Origin of the sequence: Microbacterium sp. MEJ108Y, from assembly GCF_000834175.1 — a bacterium.
Taxonomy (GTDB): Bacteria; Actinomycetota; Actinomycetes; order Actinomycetales; family Microbacteriaceae; genus Microbacterium; species Microbacterium forte.
Map to the genome: position 1 here is coordinate 91,988 of NZ_JXQX01000003.1, position 20,150 is coordinate 112,137.

Here is a 20,150-nt window from a genome sequence, read left to right on the forward strand (position 1 = left end):
TCGCGCGCGGCGCCCTCCCGTCGGGTCAGTCCTCGATCGAGGCGTTGTAGAACTCCGGCAGAGCGCCGTCCGTGAGGCGGAAGCCCTTCACGTGCTGCTGGGTGACGTACACCTGGCTGTCGTTCAGGATCGGGACCACGTACGCCTGATCGATCAGATAGTCCTGGATCTGTCCGAGGATCGCCGTCCGGGCCTCATCGTCGGTCGCGGCATACTGCGAGTCCAGCAGCGACTGCAGGGTCTGGTCGGACCCGGCGAGGCCGAGCAGATCCGAGCCTGCCGAGCCGTAGTACTCGCTGAGACCCTTCGAGGCGTCCGGGTGCGGCCATCCCACCCGCAGCGGTCCGACTTCGGGGTCCGCGAACGCGGTCGCCCAGTAGGTCGAGTAGTCGAGCTCGTTCAGCGCCAGCTCGATGCCGACGTCCTTGAACTGGTTCTGGATCTGCTGGAAGAGACTCTTCGCGGTGTTGTCGTAGACGTCGATGTAGGTCTTGAGCGTCAGGCGCTCGCCGCCCTTGGTGCGATAGCCGTCGGAGTCGCGCTCCGTCCATCCCGCCGCGTCGAGCAGGCTGTTCGCCTCATCGGGGTCGTACTCGAACTTCGCCGACTCGTCGACGTAACCGAAGGTGCCCGGCGACAGCACCGAGCTCGCGGCCGTCCAGCTCTCGGTGTACTGAGTCTCGATGATCTGCTCGCGGTCGATCGCGTGCAGCAGGGCTCTGCGCACCTGGATGTCGTCGAAGTGCGGGGCACTGGGACGCAGGAACCACTGGTTGCTCAGGCCGACGCCGGTCTTCGAGACGATCTCATACCCGGCATCCGCGAGTCCCTGCTCTTCACTGGGCTGGACGTAACGGATCACGTCGGCCTCCCCCGACGTGAGGGTGCCGAGCCGGACGCTGTCCTCCTGCACGGGGATCACGGTGACCTGGGCGAGGTGCGCCTCGCCCTGGTTCGGCGAGCTCTCTGGCGCCCAGGCGTAGCCGTCGCGGCGCTCGAGGACGATCTCCTTGCCGTAGGTCTCCGAGGTGACGACGAAGGGCCCACTCCCGATCAGGTTCACGAACTTCGACTGATCCTCCTTGCTCGCGTCGATCGTCGCATCCGCGACGAGGCCGGAGCCCCAGCCGGTGAGCACGTTGAGGAACGGCGCGTACGGCTCGGGGAGCGTGACGGTCACCGTGCGGCTCGCGTCGTCGGCGGTCGCCGCCAGACCGCTCGGGAACTGGGCGTTCGGGGTGGTGCCCACCGCTTCGTCGCCCGCGGATTGCCACTCGAGGTTCTTCGCGACGCTCGACGCGTCGAGATCAGTGCCGTCGCTGTAGGTGACGCCGTCACGGATCACGAACGTGTAGGTGAGGCCGTCAGGGCTGACCGTCCACGACTCGGCGATCCAGGGCTCCAGCTGGTTCGTGTCGGGGTTGCGGTACAGCAGCCGGTCGGTGATGTTCTGCTGCAGTGCACGCGTCTGCCACGTGCCGGACTCCTGCACCTGCGCGGAGGTGGGGATCTCGGCGTCGAGGTACACGAGGGATCCGCCGTCGGCGTCGGTGGACGCCGGCTGGGCGGAGCAGCCGACGAGCGCGATGCTGAGCGCGGCGACGGCTGCGGCGGCGAGTCTGACTCGTCGTCCGGTGATTCGGGACATGGCGGATTCTCCTGAGGCTGGGTTCGAGATGCGGGGGGCGGGATGCGACAAGGCCACTGCTGTGCCCGTGTGGTTGACCATCCTGCGGCTGGATCGGGCCCTGCGCACGCGCTGTTACCAGCGGTGACCGGGATCGTCGGTCGGTGTCGCTGTATGACGTTGCGTGTCGGCTCCCGGGGCGGACCTCGAATCCGGATCAGCACCGGGCTCGCGCTCTGCGGGGTCGGGAAGCGGCTCATGGCGAGCCGCCCACGGGTCGGGGTCGGCTCCGTTGACGTACCAATCGCCGAGAAGCCTCGCCTTGTAACCACGGGGGTTGTGGGAGATGAGGGTACGGGCGTTGCGCCAGTGCCGATCGAGGCCTGCCCTCTGTTCGACCGACGAGGATCCGAGCGCGTCGAACAGCTCGGTCGAGGCGCGCAGGGCGGCGTCGGCAGTGACGATCTGGGCCTCGTAGGTGGCGACCGCGGCAGGATGCAGCAGGTCGCTGCCCCTCGCATCCTCGGCGCGCGGCCCCTCGGCGCTCGCACGGGCGGCACGGAGGGCCTCCAGCCCGGCGTCGAGTTCGCGCGCCGCATGCACGACCACGGCTCGAGCCGCCGCGGCGGCGGCGGCCACGCCGCCGATCGTCTCCTGCACGATCGCGTCCTCCCTCGGCAGAGCGGCGAGACCCTGCGGATAGTTGCGCACCCGTGCACGGACCGCGGCAGCACCGTCATCCCGCGCTCCGACGGCCACACCCGCCACCGCGGCGACGAGCACCAGCTGGTAGATGGTCTCCTGGTGGGGCGAGCGACCTCCGTCCGGGAACACGGCGTCACCCGCGACGGGGACGTCTCGGAGCTCGGTCGTGCCGCTGGCGGTGAGCCGTTGGCCGATACCGCCCCAGTCGTCATGACGCACGACACCCGCTTCCGAGGCATCGACGACCACGAGCACATCCGCGCCGTCATCCGTCTTCGCGGTCACCGTGATCCAGTCGGCGTAGAGGCTGCCGGTGCTGTAGTACTTGGTGCCGCTCACCGTCGGGGGCCGCGTCGACGCGTCGAAGCGCGTGCTGCTCCTGGCGCCTGGCACGGTGGCGCGTTCCGACCAGGCACCGCCGACGAAAGCACCCTGGGCGATGCGGGCTATCCAGACGTCGTCAGCACCGCCCTCACGATGCCAGAGGCGGTCTTCGACGAAGGCGATGTGGTTGCGCCAGATCTGCGGAAGGTTGGCGTCGGCGGCACCGAGGTCGATGAGCAGCTCGACGAGCTCGCCGGCGGTCAACCCGCCTCCGCCTTCCGACACGTCGAGGCGCACGGCGCCGAACCCCGCGGCGGCGAGGCGTCGGACCTCGTCGACGGGGAGCTCGCGCGAGGCCTCCCGCGTTGCCGCACCCGCGGCGATCTCCGCGAAGAGCGGGGCGAATCGCTCGCGCGCCGCAGCGAGTCGGTCGGTCGACGCGGTAACGGGCGAGTCGACGGACGAGATGCTCGGAGCGGGGGCCGTGCTCATGCCGAGGCTCCGATCAGGCGGGAGTCCGCCGGTCGAGTGCCGCCCAGTCCGGTTCCGCCGCGATACCGCGCCGCCGGGTGGTCGTCAGGGAGACGCGCTCCGCCGCCGGTCAGCCGCTCGCGCAGGGTCTCGCCCGGCACGTAGGCGGTGCGCAGCCGTCCCCGCCGTTGGAGCTCGGGGACGACGAGCTCCACGAAATCCTGCAGGGTGTCGTAGCTGTGGTACTGGCGGAGGTTGATGCCGTCGATGCCCACCTCGTCGAGCCAGCGCTCGATCTCGTCGGCGACGACCTCGGGAGTGCCGACCGCGAAGAAGTCCTGCTCGAGCTCTGCGCCGACGCGTTCGATGAAGTCACCCACGGTGCCCGACACCGACTGCGGAGGCAGCGTGTCATCCGGCAGACCCTCGGCGGCGAGCGCATCCGCGATCGTGCGCTCCGCCGGGTGCGCGGTGGGGTCGAACGGCAGGCTCGCATGCACGAACCGGCCGATGAGGCTCGCGTGCTCGCGATACTCCTGGGCCTTGCGCTCGGCCTCCTCCTGTGTCGGGGCGACGATCACGGCGGCCTGCACGACGATCTTCACCGAACTGCCGTCACGACCGTTCCGCCTCGCCGAGTCACGGAACCGGTCGATCAGCGGTCCCGCACCTCCGGGGCCGCGGACACCGGTGAACACCGCTTCGGCATGACGACCGGCGAAGTCGATGCCCGCGGGCGACGCGGTCGCGGTGAACAGCACAGGGGTGCGCTGCACGCTCGGCTCCGAGAGATGAGGGCCCGCGACCCGGAAGTACTCGCCCTCGTGGTCGATGTATCTGACCTTCGAAGGATCGGAGTACACCCCGGCCGCTCGGTCGCGGATCACGGCGTCGTCGTCCCACGATCCCTCCCAGAGCTTGTAGACGACGTCGAGGTACTCCTCCGCGATCGCGAAGCGCTCATCGTGCGGGATCTCCTCGGCCAGACCGAAGTTCCGCGCCGCATTCGGCAGGTAGGACGTGACGATGTTCCAGGCCACGCGCCCGTTGGTGAGGTGGTCGAGGGTGCTCATCCGACGGGCGAACCCGAACGGCGGCTCGTAGCTCGTCGAGAAGGTGATGCCGAATCCGAGGTGCTCGGTCACCGCCGCCATCGCCGGGACGACGAGCATCGGATCATTGTTCGGGATCTGCAGCCCCTCGCGCAGGGCATCCGCGGGTCCACCGCGGAAGACGTCGTACGCACCGACGACGTCGGCGATGAAGATCGCGTCGAATCCACCCCGCTCGGCGGTGCGCGCGAGCTCCGTCCAGTACCGGATGTCCGTGTAGCGGTCGCGATTGTTCCCTGGCAGGCGCCACAGCCCGTGCGTGATGTGGCTCACGCAGTTCATCTCGAACAGGTTGAGGATGAGGGGCTTCGGCTCGGCCGATGTGCGGGCAGTGATGATCGTCTCCTCTGACAGCGGTGAACGGGCCTCACGACGCGAGCCCGGTGAATCAGCACACTAGGTCGCGACGGAGGTCGGATCCGCCCCGGTGTCATGAGGGGTAACCGGGGGTCATACGAGAACCTCTCCCTCGCCCGGATGGCCTTCTCACCCCATCCGATTCCTCGCGGGCTCCGAACAGGAGCAGATGGGCCCGTTCTCGCGCGCCCGAGAGGAGTTCCGATGATCGAATCGTCGACCCCGCCGCTCGCCGACCTCGACGGGTACCGCAACGTCACCGACCTGCTGGTCGCACGCGCAGCCGCAGCTCCCGATCACGTCGCCTTCGAGGTCAAAGGCGCGGATGCTCGAGGACCGTGGCGCCCGATCACGACTCGGGAGTTCCTCACCCAGGTGCGCGCTCTGGCCAAGGGCTTCATCGCCCAGGGCGTGCGGGCCGGCGACCCCATCGCGATCATGGCGCCGACGCGCTACGAATGGGCCGTCGCCGACCTCGCCTCCTGGTTCGCCGGCGCCGTCGTCGTGCCGATCTACGAGACGTCATCGCCGTCGCAGGTCAATGCCATCGTCGCCGATGCCGGCGTGCGCCTGGCGATCGGCGGCACCACTGAGCACGCGGTGCTTCTGCGGGCGGCGCTCACGCAGACCGGACGGAACACTCTCGGCGCCTGGACGATGGATGCCGCAGCATCCGGCACGCTCTCCGACCTGGTCGCGCGGGGCGTCGACGTCGCCGACGACGAACTCGAGGCTCGCAGGACCTCGGCCTCGCAGGACGACCCCGCGACGATCGTCTACACCTCGGGCACCACGGGCGAGCCCAAGGGCGTCGTGCTCACGCACCGGAACTTCCTCGGGCAGGTCCTCAACATCGCCGCCGCGTATCGCGAGATCGTGAACGAGCAGGGCAACACCGTCATCTTCCTGCCCCTCGCCCACGTGCTGGCGCGCGGGCTGCAGCTGATCTGCCTGGCCAGCGGCATGCGCATCGCGCACCTCTCCGATCCCTCGACGGTCGTCGCGACCCTCGACACTCTGCGCCCGACATTCCTGGTCGTCGTTCCGCGGGTGCTGCAGAAGATCCAGGCCGCCGCGGCCGACAAAGCCGCCGAGAAGAAGCTCTCGGCGGTGTGGGCGAAGGCCCGGTCGACGGCCATCGCCTGGGGCCACCGCGCCGAACGGATCGACGCCGGCCGCCGTCTCCCGAAAGACCTCGGGCTCAGCCTGCGGCACCGCTTCTTCGACGCTCTCTTCTACCGCCGCCTCCGCACCGTGATGGGCGGGCGCGTCGGATACATCCTGTCGGGTGGAGCCGCGCTCGACGCCGAGCTCTCGCTCTTCTTCCGCGGCATCGGCGTTCCCGTCATCGAGGGCTACGGTCTCACCGAGACGACGGCGCCGCTCACCGGCAACCTGCCCGGTCGCATCGCCTCCGGCAGCGTCGGCTCGCCGCTGCCAGGGCTCACCGTGCGCATCAGCGACGACGGCGAGGTGCTCGCCAACGGCATCGGCGTCTTCGGCGGGTACCGCAACCCGGCCCACGACGAGGGCGCCTTCGTCGACGGCTTCTTCCGCACCGGCGACCTCGGGCGGCTCGACGACCAGGGCCGGCTCTTCCTCGAAGGCCGACTCAAAGACGTGATCGTGACCTCGAACGGCAAGACGGTGGTGCCGACGCGGTGGGAGAGCGCGGTCGAGGCGGATCCGCTCGTCTCGCACGCGGTGATGGTGGGCGAGGGCAAGCCGTATCTCTCGGCGCTTCTCGTGCTCGACCCCGAGCAGACCGTGGCCTGGGCGGCATCCGAAGGCGTCAGCATCCCTCCGATCGCCGAGGCCGACCTCCGCGCCGTGACCGACCCGACCCTGCGCGCTCGCCTGCAGCATGCCGTCGACGCCGCCAACGCACTCGTGGCCCGCAGCGAGCAGGTGCGCCGGTTCAGCGTCGTCTTCGCCGACCTCGACGACCGCGCCCTGGTCACGCCGACCATGAAGCTCAAGCGGAGCGTCGTGCTGGATCGCGCCGCCGTCACCGTCGAAGACCTGTACCTCTGAGAAGCAGAAAGAGAACGATGTCCTCCCCCACCTCCTCCACCCCCAAGTCTTCGCGATCGTCTCTCATCGCGATCATCGTCGCGCTCGTCATCGGAGCCCTCGTCGCACTCGCCGGGAGCCAGGGCGGTGCGGCGATCGGCGGCATCCCGCTGTTCGCCCTCGCCGTCGCCGCGGCATTCGCCATCCAGGTCATCGCGTTCATCCCGGCGATGATCCTGCGCACCGAGCGGTTCTTCGACCTCACCGGCAGCCTCACCTTCCTGGCCATCTCGGTCGCTCTCGTGCTGCTGACGCCTATGCCCGATGCGCGCAGCTGGATCCTCGCGGCGATGGTGATCCTGTGGGCCGTGCGCCTCGGGTCGTTCCTCGCCCTGCGCGTGCACAAGGCCGGATCCGACGGCCGCTTCGACGAGATCAAGGGCTCGCCCGTGCGCTTCCTGCAGGTGTGGGTGATCCAGGGTGCGTGGGTGTCGATCACGGCGGCGGCGGCATGGATCGCGATCAGCACGGATGCTGCGGCACGAGCGCCCATCGGATGGCTGACCGTCGTGGGCATCGTCGTCTGGCTGCTCGGCATGACCATCGAGATCGTCGCCGACGCGCAGAAGTCGGCGTTCCGCGCCGACCCGAAGAACAAGGACGAGTTCATCCGCACCGGCCTGTGGTCGCGCTCGCGGCACCCGAACTACTTCGGCGAGATCGTCATCTGGGTGGGCGTGTTCCTGACCGCCGCACCCGTGCTCGCGGGGTGGCAGTGGGTCGCGATCCTGTCGCCGCTGTTCGTGATCCTGCTGCTCACCCGCGTGAGCGGCATCCCACTGCTCGAAGCGCGCGCCGAGAAGAAGTGGGGCGACCGCGCCGACTACGTCGAGTACCGCGAGAGCACGCCCTCGTTGATCCCACGCCTCACCCGGCCTGCCGTGCGGGAGCGTGCTGCGTAGAAAGCGCGGAGACCGGGTTCACGCGCGGGCAGCCGCCCTCAACTCGCGCAGATTGTCGTCGACCGTCCGGATGACATCTTCCGCCGTCGTGTCTCCCGGCCGTCGGCTGACCTTCAGCCCGAGTCGCTCGACCTGACCGGCGGAGGCGAGCGCGGCGGCGACGTGGGCCGCATCCAACAGCGAACCGGATGCGGGATCCGCTGCCGCGAGCGGCAGGTGCCCGTCCGTCCAGGCTGGGCCATAGGGGCCGTCGATCGCTGCCGACCCCGAGAACGTCAGCCCGGCGAGCCGACCGGTCGCCGCCGCCTCCGCGATCTGCCCGGTCACCGCGTCGGCGTCGCGCGTCTCGATCACCGAGCGACCCCAGTTCAGCCAGAGCGCCAGCGGAGCGTCGACCGAGAGCATCGCGCCGAGCTCGTCGTCCAGCGTCAGGAAGCCCTTCTCCCACGGGTGACCCGGCACCGCGGCGTCGCAGTGCTCGATGACGAGCCGCGCTCCCGCCCAGTCCCATCCGGTGATCTCGGCGAGCGATGCCGCCAGACGCGCTCGATCTCCTCCCCCCTGCGGGGCGGTGTGGAGCGCGACCACCGTGACCGAGGCATCGGTGTCGTGGTCGATCCGCCGCACGTCTCGGGCGACTGCGCGCAGGTCGGCGATGGCGGCGCGACGCCCGTCCTCATCCGGAGAGGCGATGCCGTAGCGGGCGTCGGCCGCACACCGCTTCATCACCCATGGCAGCGGGGTCACCGCGAGCTCGGCCGCGGCAGGCACGTGGCGCAGGAACCACCCCGGATCATGGGGGTGCAGGCCCCCGATCCACGGCACCTCGAGCCCCACGACATCGGGCAGCGCGCAGAGCGCGGGCAGGAGTTCGGCCTCGAGATCGGGATCCCAGGTCGCATGCGCGGGAGACACCGCGTAGGAGCTGACCAGCAGCGGTGCGAGCGGCTCGTTCATGACACCAGGTGGCGGTGCGCCTGAGTGTGCCGGTAGTACTCGGCGAGCGCGAGCCGGGACGCGGCCGCGTCATCGACGAGCACGGTGACGCGTCGGTGGTGTTGCAGGATCGTCGCGGGCCATCGGGCCGACACCGCCCCTTCGACGAGCTGCGCGACGGCCTCTGCCTTCGCCTCACCGGTCGCGACGAGCACGATGCGTCGCGCGTCCATGATCGTGCCGAGCCCCTGCGTGAGGCAGTGATACGGCACCGCGTCGACGTCGCCGCCGAAGAAACGGGCGTTGTCTTCACGGGTCTGTGCGGTGAGTGTCTTCACTCGGGTCCTCGACGCCAGCGACGAGCCGGGCTCGTTGAACGCGATATGCCCGTCCGTGCCGATGCCCAGGATCTGCAGGTCGACGCCGCCGGCATCGCGGATCGCCTTCTCATAGCCGGCACACGCCGCGTCGAGATCGGCGGCGTCACCGTCCGGCCCGCGCACCGCACCGGGGGCGAGATCGACGCGCGAGACGAAGTCCTCGTCGATCACCGTGCTGTAGCGGCACGGATGCCCCAGGGGCAGTCCGACATACTCGTCGAGCATGAACCCCCGAGCGCGCGCGAGGGAGAGCTCCCCGCGCTCGACGCGCTCGGCGACCGCGTCATAGATGCGCAGCGGACTCGATCCCGTCGCGAGGCCGAGCACGGCATCCGGCCGAGCTGCGATCAGGGCGGCGATGTCGTCGGCGACGATCTCGCCGATCTGGGCTTCGGGTGCGATGACGACGTCCATCAGCTCTCCTCGGTGAGTGCGGCGACGAACCATGACGTGATGGTCGCCGGGTGGGTGATCGCGGTGCCGACGCACACGGCGAACGCGCCGGCGGCGGCCGCTGCCGCCGCCTGCGCAGGCGAGTGGATCCGCCCCTCCGCCATGATCGGGGTGCTGCAGCGGGCGGTGAGGAGCGAGATCAGCTCGAGATCCGGCCCCTCGGTCTTCGGGCGCTCGGCCGTGTAGCCCGAGAGCGTCGTGCCGAGGATGTCCACGCCGGCCCGCTCGGCCGCCAGTGCGTCGTCGAGCGAGCCGCAGTCGGCCATGATCAGGGCGTCCGTGTGCTCGCGGAGCGCCGCGACCGTCTCGGCGAGGCTCTTGCCGTCCGGCCTGCGCCTGCGGGTCCCGTCGATCGCGACGATGTCGGCACCTGCGTCAGCGACCGCCTTGGCGTGCTCGAGCGTCGGGGTGATGAAGACGTCGGCGTCGCCGTCCTTCCAGAGCCCGATCACCGGCACGGTCATCTCGGCGACGGCTCTGATGTCGTCGAGGCCCTGCACCCGGATGCCGGCGGCTCCGCCGACGACCGCCGCCTGCGCGACCTGCGCCATGGTGCGGGGATCGCGCATCGCCTCGCCGGGGTAGGCCTGGCACGAGACGATGAGGCCCCCTCGCAGCTCGTCGAGGATGTCGATGGATGTCATATCGCCCTCCAGGCGGATGCTGCGGCGCCCCGCAGGGGCGCGTCGTCACCGAGCTCGCCCGGCAGGATCGGAGTGGACTGCAGTGCATCGATGGCGTCGTCCGCGTACGCGCTCAGCATCGGCGTCCACCACGCGTCGCCGATCTTCGGCACTCCCCCGGTGATCACGATGCGCTCCGGGTCGAGGATGGTCGCGGCGCCGGCGAGCGCGCGCCCGACGGCAGCGGCGGACTCTCCGACGGCACGGATGGCGATCGGGTCGCCGTCGGCTGCGGCGGCTGCGACCCCGCGGGCGTCGATGATGTGCGGATCCCCGCCCAGCCACCGGAAGTGCGCGTGCAGACCGACGCCGGAGCCGATTGCCTCGAGATGCCCCATGCGCCCGCAGGGGCAGCGCAGATGCTCGGCCCCCGGGGTCGGCAGGTGGGCGATCTCGCCGGCGACGTGGTGTGCGCCGCGCACGGCGCTGCCGTCGAGGATGAGCCCCGCCCCGACACCGGTTCCCACGGCGACGACGAGCACGCTGGCCGCACCGGCCGCCGCCCCGTGCCGGTGCTCGCCCTCGGCATGCGCGTCGACGTCGTTCTGCACGACGACCGGGGCGCGGGGCACCAGCAGGTCGCCCAGCGCCTCGCGCACCAGCTCGGCGACGGGGGTGCCCGGCCAGTCGGCGAAGGTGTCGGTCGCCGAGACGATCGTGCCGGTGACGGCGTTCACGACCCCGGCCGCGCCGATCCCGACGCCCGAGAGACGTGCGGGTGATCCGTCGAGAAGTCTCTGCGCCAGACCGGCGACGGTCGAGACGACCGCCGCCGGTCCTTCCGCTGCTCGCGTGGGCGCCGTCTCGGTGCACAGCAGCATGTCGCCACGATCGGCGAGGGCCGCCGACGTCTTCGTGCCGCCGATGTCGACGGCCAGCACCACCTCGCGCGACTCCGCTGATCCGACACGATGCGCTGATCCGGCATGATGCGCTGGCACGAGACGATGCGCCATCAGGAGACGACGACCGGCAGCATCCCCTGCTCCGAGAGGATCTGACGGATGCGCGTGACGGTGTCGGCATCGAGCGACTGCACGGTGTCGGCCATCGTCGCGTGGTCGATGATGCCGCGGGCATGCATGGCGGCCTTGAACGCGCCCACTCCGGTCGCGTCACCCGAGAGGCCCTGCGGTGCGAAGACGATGTCGAACGCGCGGTTGATGCGCTCCTGCTCGGTGCGCGCCTCTGTCCAGTCGCCGCGCTGCGTGGCATCCCACAGCCTGACGTAGCCCGCGGCCTCGACGTTCGCGAAGCCCGGCACCACACCGTCGGCTCCGGCCAGGGCCATCGCGTCGACGACGACCTCATGGCCGGTGAGCAGCTGCAGCGGACGCCCGGCGGCGTCGTTCGCGGCGATCAGACGGCGGAACGAGACGTCATCGCCTGAGGAGTCCTTGACCCCGTGGATGACTCCCTCGGCGCCGAGTCGCACGAGCAGGTCGATGCCGAGCTTGGAGTGCACCCGCACGGGCACGTCGTACGCCCACAGCGGCACGTCGATCGCCGCGGCGATCGCCCGGAAGTGATCGGCGACCTCTGCGGCGGAATTCAGAGTGTAGAGAGGTGCCGTCGTGACGATCGCCTGTGCGCCGGCCGCCACCAGACGACGCGCGGTCTCGATGATGCGGGGAGCAGTCAGCTCGATCGCACCGGCGATGATCGGCACCCGACCGGCGTTCACCCTGACGATCGTGGTGAGCAGCTCGACGCGCTGGTCGTCGGTGAAGTAGGCGGTCTCGCCCGTCGACCCGAGCGCGAACAGACCCGAGACGCCCTCGGCGATCAGTCGCTCGACGAGACGCTCGAGCGAGACGTGGTCGATCGTGCCGTCGGGCAGCAGCGGGGTGGCGACGGGCGGGATGACACCGGTGAAGGTGACGGAGGAGGATGCAGCAGTCATTGTGTTCCGGTCGTTTCAGTTGGTCGGTTCGAGCAGCGAGGGCGCGGCGCCCAGCAGCGTTCTGGTGTATTCGTCGGAGGGCGCCTCGAACACGCGGGCGGCATCGCCGAACTCGACGACCCTCCCCCGGTTCATCACGGCGATCTCGTCTGAGAGGTAGCGGACGGTCTGGATGTCGTGCGAGATGAAGACCATGCCGAGGCCGAGCTGCTCCTTCAGGTCGGTGAGCAGGTTGAGGATCTGAGCCCGCACCGAGACGTCGAGCGCCGAGGTGGGTTCGTCGGCGACGATCACCTGCGGATCCAGCACCAGCGCCCTCGCGATCGCGACACGCTGACGCTGACCGCCGGAGAGCTGGCTGGGCAACGCCTCGAGTGCGGAGGCCGGCAGACCGACGAGTCCGATCAGATCGCGCACCTTGCGGTCACGGCTCGCCGGCGTGCCGAGCCGGTGCACCTGCATCGGGTCGAGCAGCGCATCGCGCACGGTCATCCGGGCGTTCAGAGCCGTGGCAGGGTCCTGGAAGACGACCGACAGGATCCGCCCGAGCCGTCGGCGCACGGCCGGCGTGAACGAGGTCACCGTCTCGCCGTCGAACACGACGCGGCCGCTGGTCGGCTTCTCGAGGCCGACAAGAACCTTGGCCGAGGTGGACTTGCCCGACCCCGACTCGCCGACGATCCCCAGGGTCTGCCCCCGTTTGACGGTGAGCGAGACACCGGCCAGTGCGTCGACGTACTTCGGCCTGAACAGCGACGACGCTCGCGTCTTGTAGCGGACGTGGACGTCCTCGAGCTCGATGACGGTCTCGCTCATCGTCCTGCTCCGATCGCATCGATGGGCGCATCGTCCGGATGCGCCGAGTAGTAGTGCTCGGTTCCCTCGATCCGCCGGCGCACCGGAGCGACCCCCGCGTAGCGGGCCGGGTCGGACGAACGAGGAGCGAAGCGGTCGCCGGCGGGGAAGTCACGCGGCGACGGGACGACGCCGGAGACCTGGTGGAGCCTGTCGGAGCCCGCCTCGATCGACAGCACGGCGCCGAGCAGCCCCTGCGTGTACTCATGCACCGGCTGGGTCAGGATCTCGCGGGTCGTGCCCTGCTCGACGACCTGCCCGGCATACATCACCGTGATGCGGTGGGTGAGCTCTGCGACGAGCGCGAGGTCGTGCGAGACGAAGACGAGAGCGAAGCCGAGCTCGCGCTGCAGCCGCATCAGCAGCTCGACGACCTGCGCCTGCACCGTGACGTCGAGAGCCGTGGTCGGCTCGTCGGCGATCACGAGGCGCGGGTCGCGGGTGAGCGCCATCGCGATCAGCACTCGCTGCCGCTGACCTCCCGACAGCTCGTGCGGATACGAGGCGAGGGTGCGCGCGGGGTCGAGACCCACCAGCTCGAGGAGGTCCTCGGCCGTGCGGGTGCCACCCCTCGAGGTGAGCTGCTTCATCTGCGAGCGGATGAGCATCGCCGGATTCAGCGAGCTCAGCGCATCCTGGTAGATCATCGCGATGTCGTGGCCCCGCAACGCGTTGCGTCGCTTCGGGGTCATCTGCAGCAGATCCTGGCCGTCGAAGAGGATGCGTCCTCGAACGTCGGCCTTCGGGTCGAGCAGGCCCATGATGGCCAGCGAGGTGATCGACTTGCCGCAGCCCGACTCGCCCACCAGCGCCATGGTCTCGCCGGGGCGCACCGTGAAGCTGACATGGTCGACCACGTCGACGTCGCCGTGCCGCGGGAACGAGATGCAGAGGTCCTGCACATCGAGCAACGGGGTCTCGTCGCCCGCGTAGACGAGCCGATCGGTGCGGGAGAGCTCGCGCTGCCGCAGAACGGCGAGCCGCTCGGAGAGAGGCACCGCGGGTGCCACCGGCACCAGCACGTCCGGCACGCCGCTCGGAACGGAGAGATTGACGGCGGTGTCGACCGTGACGATCACATTCGTGTCGTCGTGGCCGGCGGCCGCCTCTTCGAGCTCGTGCGTCGACTCCTCGGTGTTCGCGGCATCGGCGGTGATCTTTCGCGCCCGCGGCGACACCATCGCATCGGTCATCCCCTCGGAGAGGATGTTGAGGCAGAGCACCGTCAGCATGATGAGGATGCCGGGGAAGAACGTCGCCCACCACGCCCCGCTCATCAGCAGGTTGCGACCGGCGGCGATCACGTTGCCCCACGACGGCTCGGGGTCGGGCACGCCGGCCTGCAGGAACGACAGCGACGCCTCGAAGACGATCGCGTCGGCGACGAGCACGGTCGCGAAGACGAGCACCGGGGCCATCGCGTTGCGGGCGACGTGCTTGGCGATGATCCTCGGAGTGCCCGCGCCCATGACGCGCACGGCCGAGACGTAGTCCTCGCCGTACTGATCGAGGATGTTCGCGCGGATGATGCGGGTGAGCTGCGGCACATAGAGGAAGGCGATCGTGAGCACGAGCACCGGCAGCGACTTGCCGAACACCGCCACGAACACCGCGGCGAGCGCGATGCCCGGGAAGGACATCACCACGTCCATCACCCGCATGAGGGTCTCGGAGATCCACCGAGGGGCGGTGGCGGCGATGGTGCCGAACACGCAGGCCGCGGCGAGTGCGACCAGGGTCGCGCCGAGCCCGATCACCAGGGAGTACCGGGCGCCGTAGACCAGTCGGGAGAAGATGTCGCGGCCCTGGCGGTCGGTGCCGAACCAGTGCTCCGCGCTCGGCGGCTGCACCGGGGCACCGGATGCCAGCGGGTCGAACGGCGCGATCAGGGGTGCGGCGATCGCGGCCAACGCGATCACTGCGAGCACCACGATGCAGATCAGGGAGCCGAGGGACAGGCCGCCGAGGCGGAGTCCCGGGAGCGAGAGTCGTTCAGTCAGTTTGCGTCGCATGTCACACCGCCCGGATTCGGGGATTGATGAGCACGTACAGGAGGTCGACGATGATGTTGATCACCACGAAGGCCAGTGACACTGCGAGAGTCACGCCCTGCACGAGATTGGGTTCGTTGTTGGTCACGCCGTTGAGGATCAGGGTGCCCATGCCGGGGATCGCGAAGATGATCTCGATCACCACCGCCCCGCCGATGAGGTAGCCGATGCGCAGACCGAGCACGGTCACGGGCGTGATCAGGGCGTTGCGCAGCACGTTGCGACCGACGACGACGGTCCGCGGGATGCCGGCGCCGAGTGCCGTGCGCACGTAGTCCCGGTCGAGCTCCTCGACCATCGAGGTGCGCACGACGCGGGAGAGCTGACCGATCACCGGAACGGCGAGCGCGATGGCCGGCAGCGCCATGCGGGCGAGCCACCCTGTCGGGTCGGCCCACGGATCGGGCAGGGGACCGGACGCGGGCAGCACGTTCAACCCGAGGGTGAAGAGCTGGATGAGCAGGATCGCGAGCCAGAACGAGGGCGTCGACAGCGACGCCACCCCGATGATGCGGATGAGCTGGTCGGGCCAGCGGTCACGATAGACGGCGGCGAGGACGCCGATCACGAAGGCGACGATGACGGCGATGAGGAGGCCGAGGAAGGTCAGCGCCAGCGTGACGGGGAACGCACGGACGACCTCGTCGATCACCGGAAGGCTCCGCGCCGAGTAGGTGCCGAGGTTGCCCTGCAGCAGCCCCACCAGGAAGGTGAAGTAGCGCACGAGCAGCGGCTGATCGAGGCCGTACTGCTCCCGGTACGCCTGCAGCGCCTCCGGGGATGCGGTCTCGCCGAGCGCGGTGCGTGCCGGGTCGACGGGCGAGAACGACATCACGAAGAAGACGAGGAACGTGATGCCGAGGATCATGAACGGCAGCTGCAGCAGCCGTCGTCCGATGAGGCGGAGCGTGTTGGACACGTGCCGCTCCTTCCAGGTTCGGGGAGGTGTGGCGGGGATGCGCTCGGGCGCGCACCCCCGCCGTGGAGACCGGGACTACTTCGCCGCCACGCCGACGTCGAGGAACGACAGGCCGGTGGTGGGGACGGGAGCGAAGCCGATCAGCTCCTGGCTGCTCCACGCGGTGGGCAGCTTGCGGTGGAACAGCGGGTAGAGCACGGCCTCATCGGCGATCAGGTCGTACGCCTTGTCCCACGTGGCCTGCTGCTCGTCGCCCTGCTGCTGCACGGCGTCGTCGAGGAGCGTGCGCAGCTCGGCGTACTCGGCCGAATCTGCCCAGTTGGTGCGGGTCTGGGTCCAGACGTTCTCGCCGTACCACCAGTTCATGAGCAGGTCGGGGTCGACGCCGAAGACCGACGGGTCTCCCGGAGCGATCGCGACCGTGTAGTCGCCGGAGTCGACCTTCTCGTACATGGAAGCGGACTGCCCGATGTCGAGCGTCGTGTCGATTCCGATGGCGTCGAGCGACTCCTTGATCAGGGGTGCGACCTCCTTCACCCAGCCGGTGTCGGTGGTGAGCAGCGTGATCGACAGGTCGTCGACGCCCGCCTCGGCGAGCAGCTCTTCGGCCTTCTCGGGGTCGTAGCTGTAGACCGTCGAGGCCTCGTTGTAGTTCGGGTACGTCTCGGGCAGGAACGACGTGGCGGGGGTGGCGTTGCCGAGCATCCCCGTCTCGATGATCTTGTCCATGTCGAGCGCGTAATGCATGGCCTGGCGCACCCGGACGTCGTCGAACGGCGCGGCCTTCGTGTTGAACATCATGAACAGCAGCCCGAACGACTGCACGCTCTCGACATCGGCGGCGGATGCGAGCGAGTCGACGTCGATGTAGGGCACGTCCTCCATCGCCTGGATCGTGCCGGTCGACATCGCCGTGACTCTGGCTGAGGCGTCGGACAGCAGGTTCCAGTTCATGCCCGCGGCGAGTGCCGGGTGCGGCCCGTTGTAGTCGTCGTAGCGCTCGAAGACGAGCTTGTCCTCGGGCACGGCGGAGACCAGCGAGTAGGGACCGGAGCCGACGGGGTTCGCACCGAAGCCCTCGGGGTCTGCTTCGACGACCGCCTTGGGCACGATCTTTACGACGCCGAGGCGCTCTTCGATGAGGGAGAACGGATAGTCGGTCGTGATCCGCACCGTGTCCTCGTCGACCGCGGTCACCGTGTCGACGAAGTCGATGAAGGTCCGGAACAGCGAGTTGTTGTCGGGGTTCAGGACGCGCTCGTAGCTGAAGACGACGTCGTCTGCGGTGACCGGGTCGCCGTTCTGGAACGTCGCGCCCTCGCGGAGGTCGATCTCGTACGTGGTGTCATCGACCTTGGTCGGGAGGTCGGCGGCGAGTGCGGGGGCGGCCTCCTGCGTGACGGGGTCGAGGTCGACGAGGCCCTCGAAGACATGCCAGTTCGCAGACACCGTGACGGCGCCGGAGGCGACCATCGGGTCGAAGCTGCCGTTGAGCGTGTACGAGATGCCCGCTTCGATGATCGCGTCGGGATCGACGGCGCCGGCGGACGCGCCGTCGTCGGGTGCGGGGGTCGCTCCGGCGGCGCAGCCGGCCAGGACGGCGGAGGCGGCGACGGTGCCGGCGACCAGTGTCGTGAATCGACCCGCACGGCGGCGGGTGACGTGTCGGTTCATGTGTGCTCCAGGGTGGGTGGGGGACATCCTGAGGACATCTGATGTCTGATGTACTCTAAACACACGATCGGTCGAATCACAAGAGTGAGATGATCGGAGCGTTTCAGTCGGGACGAGAGGGAGACCAGATGAAGTCCACCACGAGTAGGGCATCGCGGATGCGGCGCTCGACGACGGCGGATCAGATCAAGCAGCTCATCATCGCCCGCGGGCTGACACCCGGAGACCCCCTTCCGACCGAGGCCGAGCTCTGCGAAGAGCTCGATGTGTCTCGCTCGTCGGTCAGGGAGGCGATCCGCACCCTGTCGACTCTCGACATCGTCGATGTGCGGCACGGCCACGGCACCTACGTCGGCCCGATGTCACTGGATCCGATGGTCGAGGCACTGGTCTTCCGAGGGGTCCTCTCCCCCGAAGGGTCTCTGCAGTCGCTGCGAGAGGTCGTCGAAGTGCGCCTGGCGCTCGACCTCTCGATGGCCGAGCGTGTCGTGGCGGCCGCCCAGGTCGATGCCGGCGGAGAGCTCGACGAGCTCGTCGCCGAGATGGTCGACAAGGCGAGCAGAGGCGAGCGCTTCCTCGAGGCCGACCGCCTGTTCCACACCAAGCTCTTCGACGCGATCGGCAACCGACTCGTCGGGCAGCTCGTCGGCGCCTTCTGGGACGTGCACACAGCCGTGCTGCCGCAGCTCGACATCGATCAGCCCGACGACATCCATCAGACCGCGGTGGCGCACGGCGACATGCTCGCCGCCGTGAGGGCCGGGGACGTCGACGCCTACCGCGCGGCCGTGATCGAGCACTACCGACCACTGCAGCGCGTCCTCGCGCAGGCCGAGAGCTCGCACGCCTGAGTCGAGTGCGCCTCAGCGCGCTCGGAACTCGCGCGGCGTGGTGCTCGTCCCTCAGGCGAAGTCGAGTTCTCCCCGCACGATCGAATCTCCCGAGTGCGCCGGATCGCCGTCCACCGGCTCGAAGGAGATGTCGACCAGGCGGTACTCGTCGAGGTCGACGCCGTCGGGCACACGGAAGGTGCCCGACGCGTCGTCGAGCACGCCGAGGCTGATCAGCGCCTGCCCGTCTTCGCGGATCAGCCACACCTCGCGGTAGTCGCCGTCTGCGAGCTCATCGCCTTCGAGCGTCACCGTGAGCGTGCGCCGGCCGTCGCCGTCGTCGTCGACCTCCGCCTGCCCGACCGCATCGGGGTGATCGGGGAACGCCGCGAGCTCGGCCGAGGCGATCACGGCAGACGAGGGCGTCAGCGCACGGGCGATCCAGACACCGGCGCCGATCGCGACGACGAGCGCCATCGACGCGGCGAGGATCCAGACGGATGCCGAGGAGCGACGACGCGAGCGCACGCGAGCACGCTGACGCGGATGCCCGGCATCCGCAGCAGCCGGCTCCGAATCCGGCTCGAGCTCGGGCTCCGGCTCGTGCTCGGGCTCCGGCGGGGGTTCGAGCTCGCCAGCGATGGACGCGGGATCGGCAGCGACCGCCTCGGTCAAACCGAGCTCGCCATGGATCCGCGACCACACGTCTGCCGGCGGGGCTTCCAGGTCGCCCTCGACGACGCTGGATCGCGCCACGAGCGCCACCCGGGACATCTCGGCGACCTCTGCCGCGCAGGACTCGCATTCGACGAGGTGCTGCATGTCTGCATCGGAGCCGGCCGGCTCACCCATCGCGATCAGGGCGATCTTCTCGTCATCGAGATGTGACATGGTTCACCTCCAATCGGTCGCGCATTCGGGCAAGACTTCGGCGGATATGGCTCTTCACGGTGCCGAGCGGCATCCCCATTCTGCGTGAGATCTCTTCGTGGGTCAGGTCATCGTAGAAGGCCAGTCGCATGACCGCCTGCGCGTCGGGTGCGAGCTGCTGCAGCTCGCTCGAGAGCAGCAGCGTCTCAGACAGATCGATCGACTCCGAGACGAGTGCGTCCGGCGGAGTGAGGCGCTCCATCTCGGCCTGCAGCTGCTGCACCTTGGCCCGCGCCTCGAACGTGTCGGCGATCCGACGCCGCGCGATGGCGATCAGCCAGGTCGACAAGCGCGCCTTCGACGAGTCGTATCCGGCGCGCGAGTTCCAGGCCGACACGAACGTGCGCTGTGTGACGTCCTCGGCGTCCCCCCGGTCGCCGAGCGAACGAAGCGCAAGGGTGAAGACGACCGGCGACCAGCGTCGGTAGAGCTCCGCGAGGGCCTGCTCGTCGCCCGCGACGAAACGTCGATCGAGCGCTGCCTCGGCGTCGGTGGTCTCATCCACCCGGAGTCTCCTCTCCATGGTGATCACCCCGCCTCATCGCGGGACCGCCACAGCCACCACGTTATCGCGGTAGTGGCCGGTCTGGCTGTCGAAGGGGCCGCCGCACGTCACGAGAACCAGGGCGGAGGGCCCGCCGCGCTCGAAGAGCTCAGCCGTGGGGAGCGAGGTCTTCTCGTAGTAGGTCAGGGATTGGACCACGAACTCGCGACTCGTGCCGTCTGCCGCGGTGAGACGGACGACCTCGCCTGCGGGCACGTCCCGCAGGCGAGCGAGCGGTCCGATCGGATAGTCGACCGCGTCGACGTGCGCTGCGATCAGAATCCGGCCGCTCGTGCTCGTGGCATCCGCCCCGTATCGGTACCACCCGGCGACGGCCGGGTCGGTCGGCAGCTCCATCTGTCCGGTGTCGGCCACCCCGACGTCCGTCACCGGCATGTCGATGGCGAGCGACGGGATGGCC

The 20,150-nt window shown here is 69.4% G+C and carries 18 protein-coding genes; 3 read left to right on the forward strand and 15 right to left on the reverse strand.

Features of this window, described 5'->3' with window-relative positions; all coding sequences use genetic code 11:
- Positions 1-25: 25 nt before the first annotated feature.
- The 3 genes from RU09_RS01855 to RU09_RS01865 all read right to left on the reverse strand — a co-directional run bounded on the left by RU09_RS01855 (position 26) and on the right by RU09_RS01865 (position 4,593).
- On the reverse strand, positions 26-1,648 hold the full coding sequence (locus RU09_RS01855) for an ABC transporter substrate-binding protein (RefSeq protein WP_042536867.1): 1,623 nt from the start codon (positions 1,646-1,648) through the stop codon (positions 26-28).
- Between the two features lie 114 nt (positions 1,649-1,762).
- The gene (locus tag RU09_RS01860; RefSeq protein ID WP_052492816.1) at positions 1,763-3,148 is read right to left on the reverse strand and encodes a hypothetical protein; all 1,386 of its coding nucleotides are present in this window, start codon (positions 3,146-3,148) and stop codon (positions 1,763-1,765) included.
- Positions 3,145-4,593, reverse strand: a complete 1,449-nt coding sequence (locus RU09_RS01865; protein WP_331451821.1) for an LLM class flavin-dependent oxidoreductase — start codon at positions 4,591-4,593, stop codon at positions 3,145-3,147. The genes RU09_RS01860 and RU09_RS01865 overlap by 4 nt, the downstream gene beginning before the upstream one ends.
- Positions 4,594-4,800: 207 nt before the next feature.
- Between RU09_RS01865 and RU09_RS01870 the strand changes: the two genes are divergently transcribed.
- Both RU09_RS01870 and RU09_RS01875 read left to right on the forward strand, forming a co-directional pair.
- Positions 4,801-6,630 (forward strand): AMP-dependent synthetase/ligase, encoded by a 1,830-nt coding sequence (locus tag RU09_RS01870; RefSeq protein ID WP_042536869.1) that lies wholly within the window; start codon positions 4,801-4,803, stop codon positions 6,628-6,630.
- A 17-nt stretch (positions 6,631-6,647) separates the two neighbouring features.
- Positions 6,648-7,571 carry a DUF1295 domain-containing protein gene (locus RU09_RS01875; protein ID WP_042536870.1) on the forward strand — a complete coding sequence of 308 codons (924 nt, stop codon included), beginning with the start codon at positions 6,648-6,650 and terminating at the stop codon, positions 7,569-7,571.
- Positions 7,572-7,589: 18 nt separating this feature from the next.
- Here RU09_RS01875 and RU09_RS01880 read toward each other — a convergent pair whose 3' ends face one another.
- The 9 genes from RU09_RS01880 to RU09_RS01920 form a co-directional block, all read right to left on the reverse strand.
- Positions 7,590-8,528 (reverse strand): DUF4862 family protein, encoded by a 939-nt coding sequence (locus tag RU09_RS01880; RefSeq protein ID WP_052492817.1) that lies wholly within the window; start codon positions 8,526-8,528, stop codon positions 7,590-7,592.
- Complete coding sequence (nagB, locus tag RU09_RS01885) at positions 8,525-9,301, reverse strand: glucosamine-6-phosphate deaminase (RefSeq protein ID WP_042536871.1); 777 nt, start codon at positions 9,299-9,301, stop codon at positions 8,525-8,527. The genes RU09_RS01880 and nagB overlap by 4 nt, the downstream gene beginning before the upstream one ends.
- On the reverse strand, positions 9,301-9,984 hold the full coding sequence (locus RU09_RS01890; protein ID WP_042536872.1) for an N-acetylmannosamine-6-phosphate 2-epimerase: 684 nt from the start codon (positions 9,982-9,984) through the stop codon (positions 9,301-9,303). The genes nagB and RU09_RS01890 overlap by 1 nt, the downstream gene beginning before the upstream one ends.
- Complete coding sequence (locus RU09_RS01895; protein WP_231567446.1) at positions 9,981-10,964, reverse strand: ROK family protein; 984 nt, start codon at positions 10,962-10,964, stop codon at positions 9,981-9,983. The genes RU09_RS01890 and RU09_RS01895 overlap by 4 nt, the downstream gene beginning before the upstream one ends.
- Positions 10,965-10,978: 14 nt before the next feature.
- Complete coding sequence (locus RU09_RS01900; protein WP_042536873.1) at positions 10,979-11,926, reverse strand: dihydrodipicolinate synthase family protein; 948 nt, start codon at positions 11,924-11,926, stop codon at positions 10,979-10,981.
- 15 nt (positions 11,927-11,941) lie between these two features.
- Positions 11,942-12,742 carry an ABC transporter ATP-binding protein gene (locus RU09_RS01905; protein WP_042536874.1) on the reverse strand — a complete coding sequence of 267 codons (801 nt, stop codon included), beginning with the start codon at positions 12,740-12,742 and terminating at the stop codon, positions 11,942-11,944.
- Positions 12,739-14,793 (reverse strand): dipeptide/oligopeptide/nickel ABC transporter permease/ATP-binding protein, encoded by a 2,055-nt coding sequence (locus RU09_RS01910; protein WP_042536875.1) that lies wholly within the window; start codon positions 14,791-14,793, stop codon positions 12,739-12,741. The genes RU09_RS01905 and RU09_RS01910 overlap by 4 nt, the downstream gene beginning before the upstream one ends.
- 1 nt (position 14,794) lies before the next feature.
- Positions 14,795-15,751: an ABC transporter permease gene (locus tag RU09_RS01915; protein WP_042536877.1), complete on the reverse strand. Its 957-nt coding sequence runs from the start codon at positions 15,749-15,751 to the stop codon at positions 14,795-14,797.
- 75 nt (positions 15,752-15,826) lie between these two features.
- The gene (locus RU09_RS01920; RefSeq protein ID WP_042536879.1) at positions 15,827-17,425 is read right to left on the reverse strand and encodes an ABC transporter substrate-binding protein; all 1,599 of its coding nucleotides are present in this window, start codon (positions 17,423-17,425) and stop codon (positions 15,827-15,829) included.
- 128 nt (positions 17,426-17,553) lie between these two features.
- Between RU09_RS01920 and RU09_RS19000 the strand changes: the two genes are divergently transcribed.
- A complete protein-coding gene (locus tag RU09_RS19000) occupies positions 17,554-18,276 on the forward strand; it encodes a FadR/GntR family transcriptional regulator (RefSeq protein ID WP_042536924.1) in 723 nt (240 codons plus the stop codon).
- Between the two features lie 51 nt (positions 18,277-18,327).
- Here RU09_RS19000 and RU09_RS01930 read toward each other — a convergent pair whose 3' ends face one another.
- From RU09_RS01930 to RU09_RS01940, 3 genes are all read right to left on the reverse strand, one after another.
- The gene (locus tag RU09_RS01930) at positions 18,328-19,146 is read right to left on the reverse strand and encodes an anti-sigma factor (protein WP_042536880.1); all 819 of its coding nucleotides are present in this window, start codon (positions 19,144-19,146) and stop codon (positions 18,328-18,330) included.
- Entirely contained in the window at positions 19,130-19,690 is a 561-nt protein-coding gene (locus RU09_RS01935; protein WP_156145854.1) for an RNA polymerase sigma factor, read from the reverse strand. The genes RU09_RS01930 and RU09_RS01935 overlap by 17 nt, the downstream gene beginning before the upstream one ends.
- Positions 19,691-19,723: 33 nt before the next feature.
- Positions 19,724-20,150, reverse strand: a 427-nt coding sequence (locus tag RU09_RS01940; RefSeq protein ID WP_042536883.1) for a class F sortase, incomplete at its 5' end; no start/stop codon positions are given.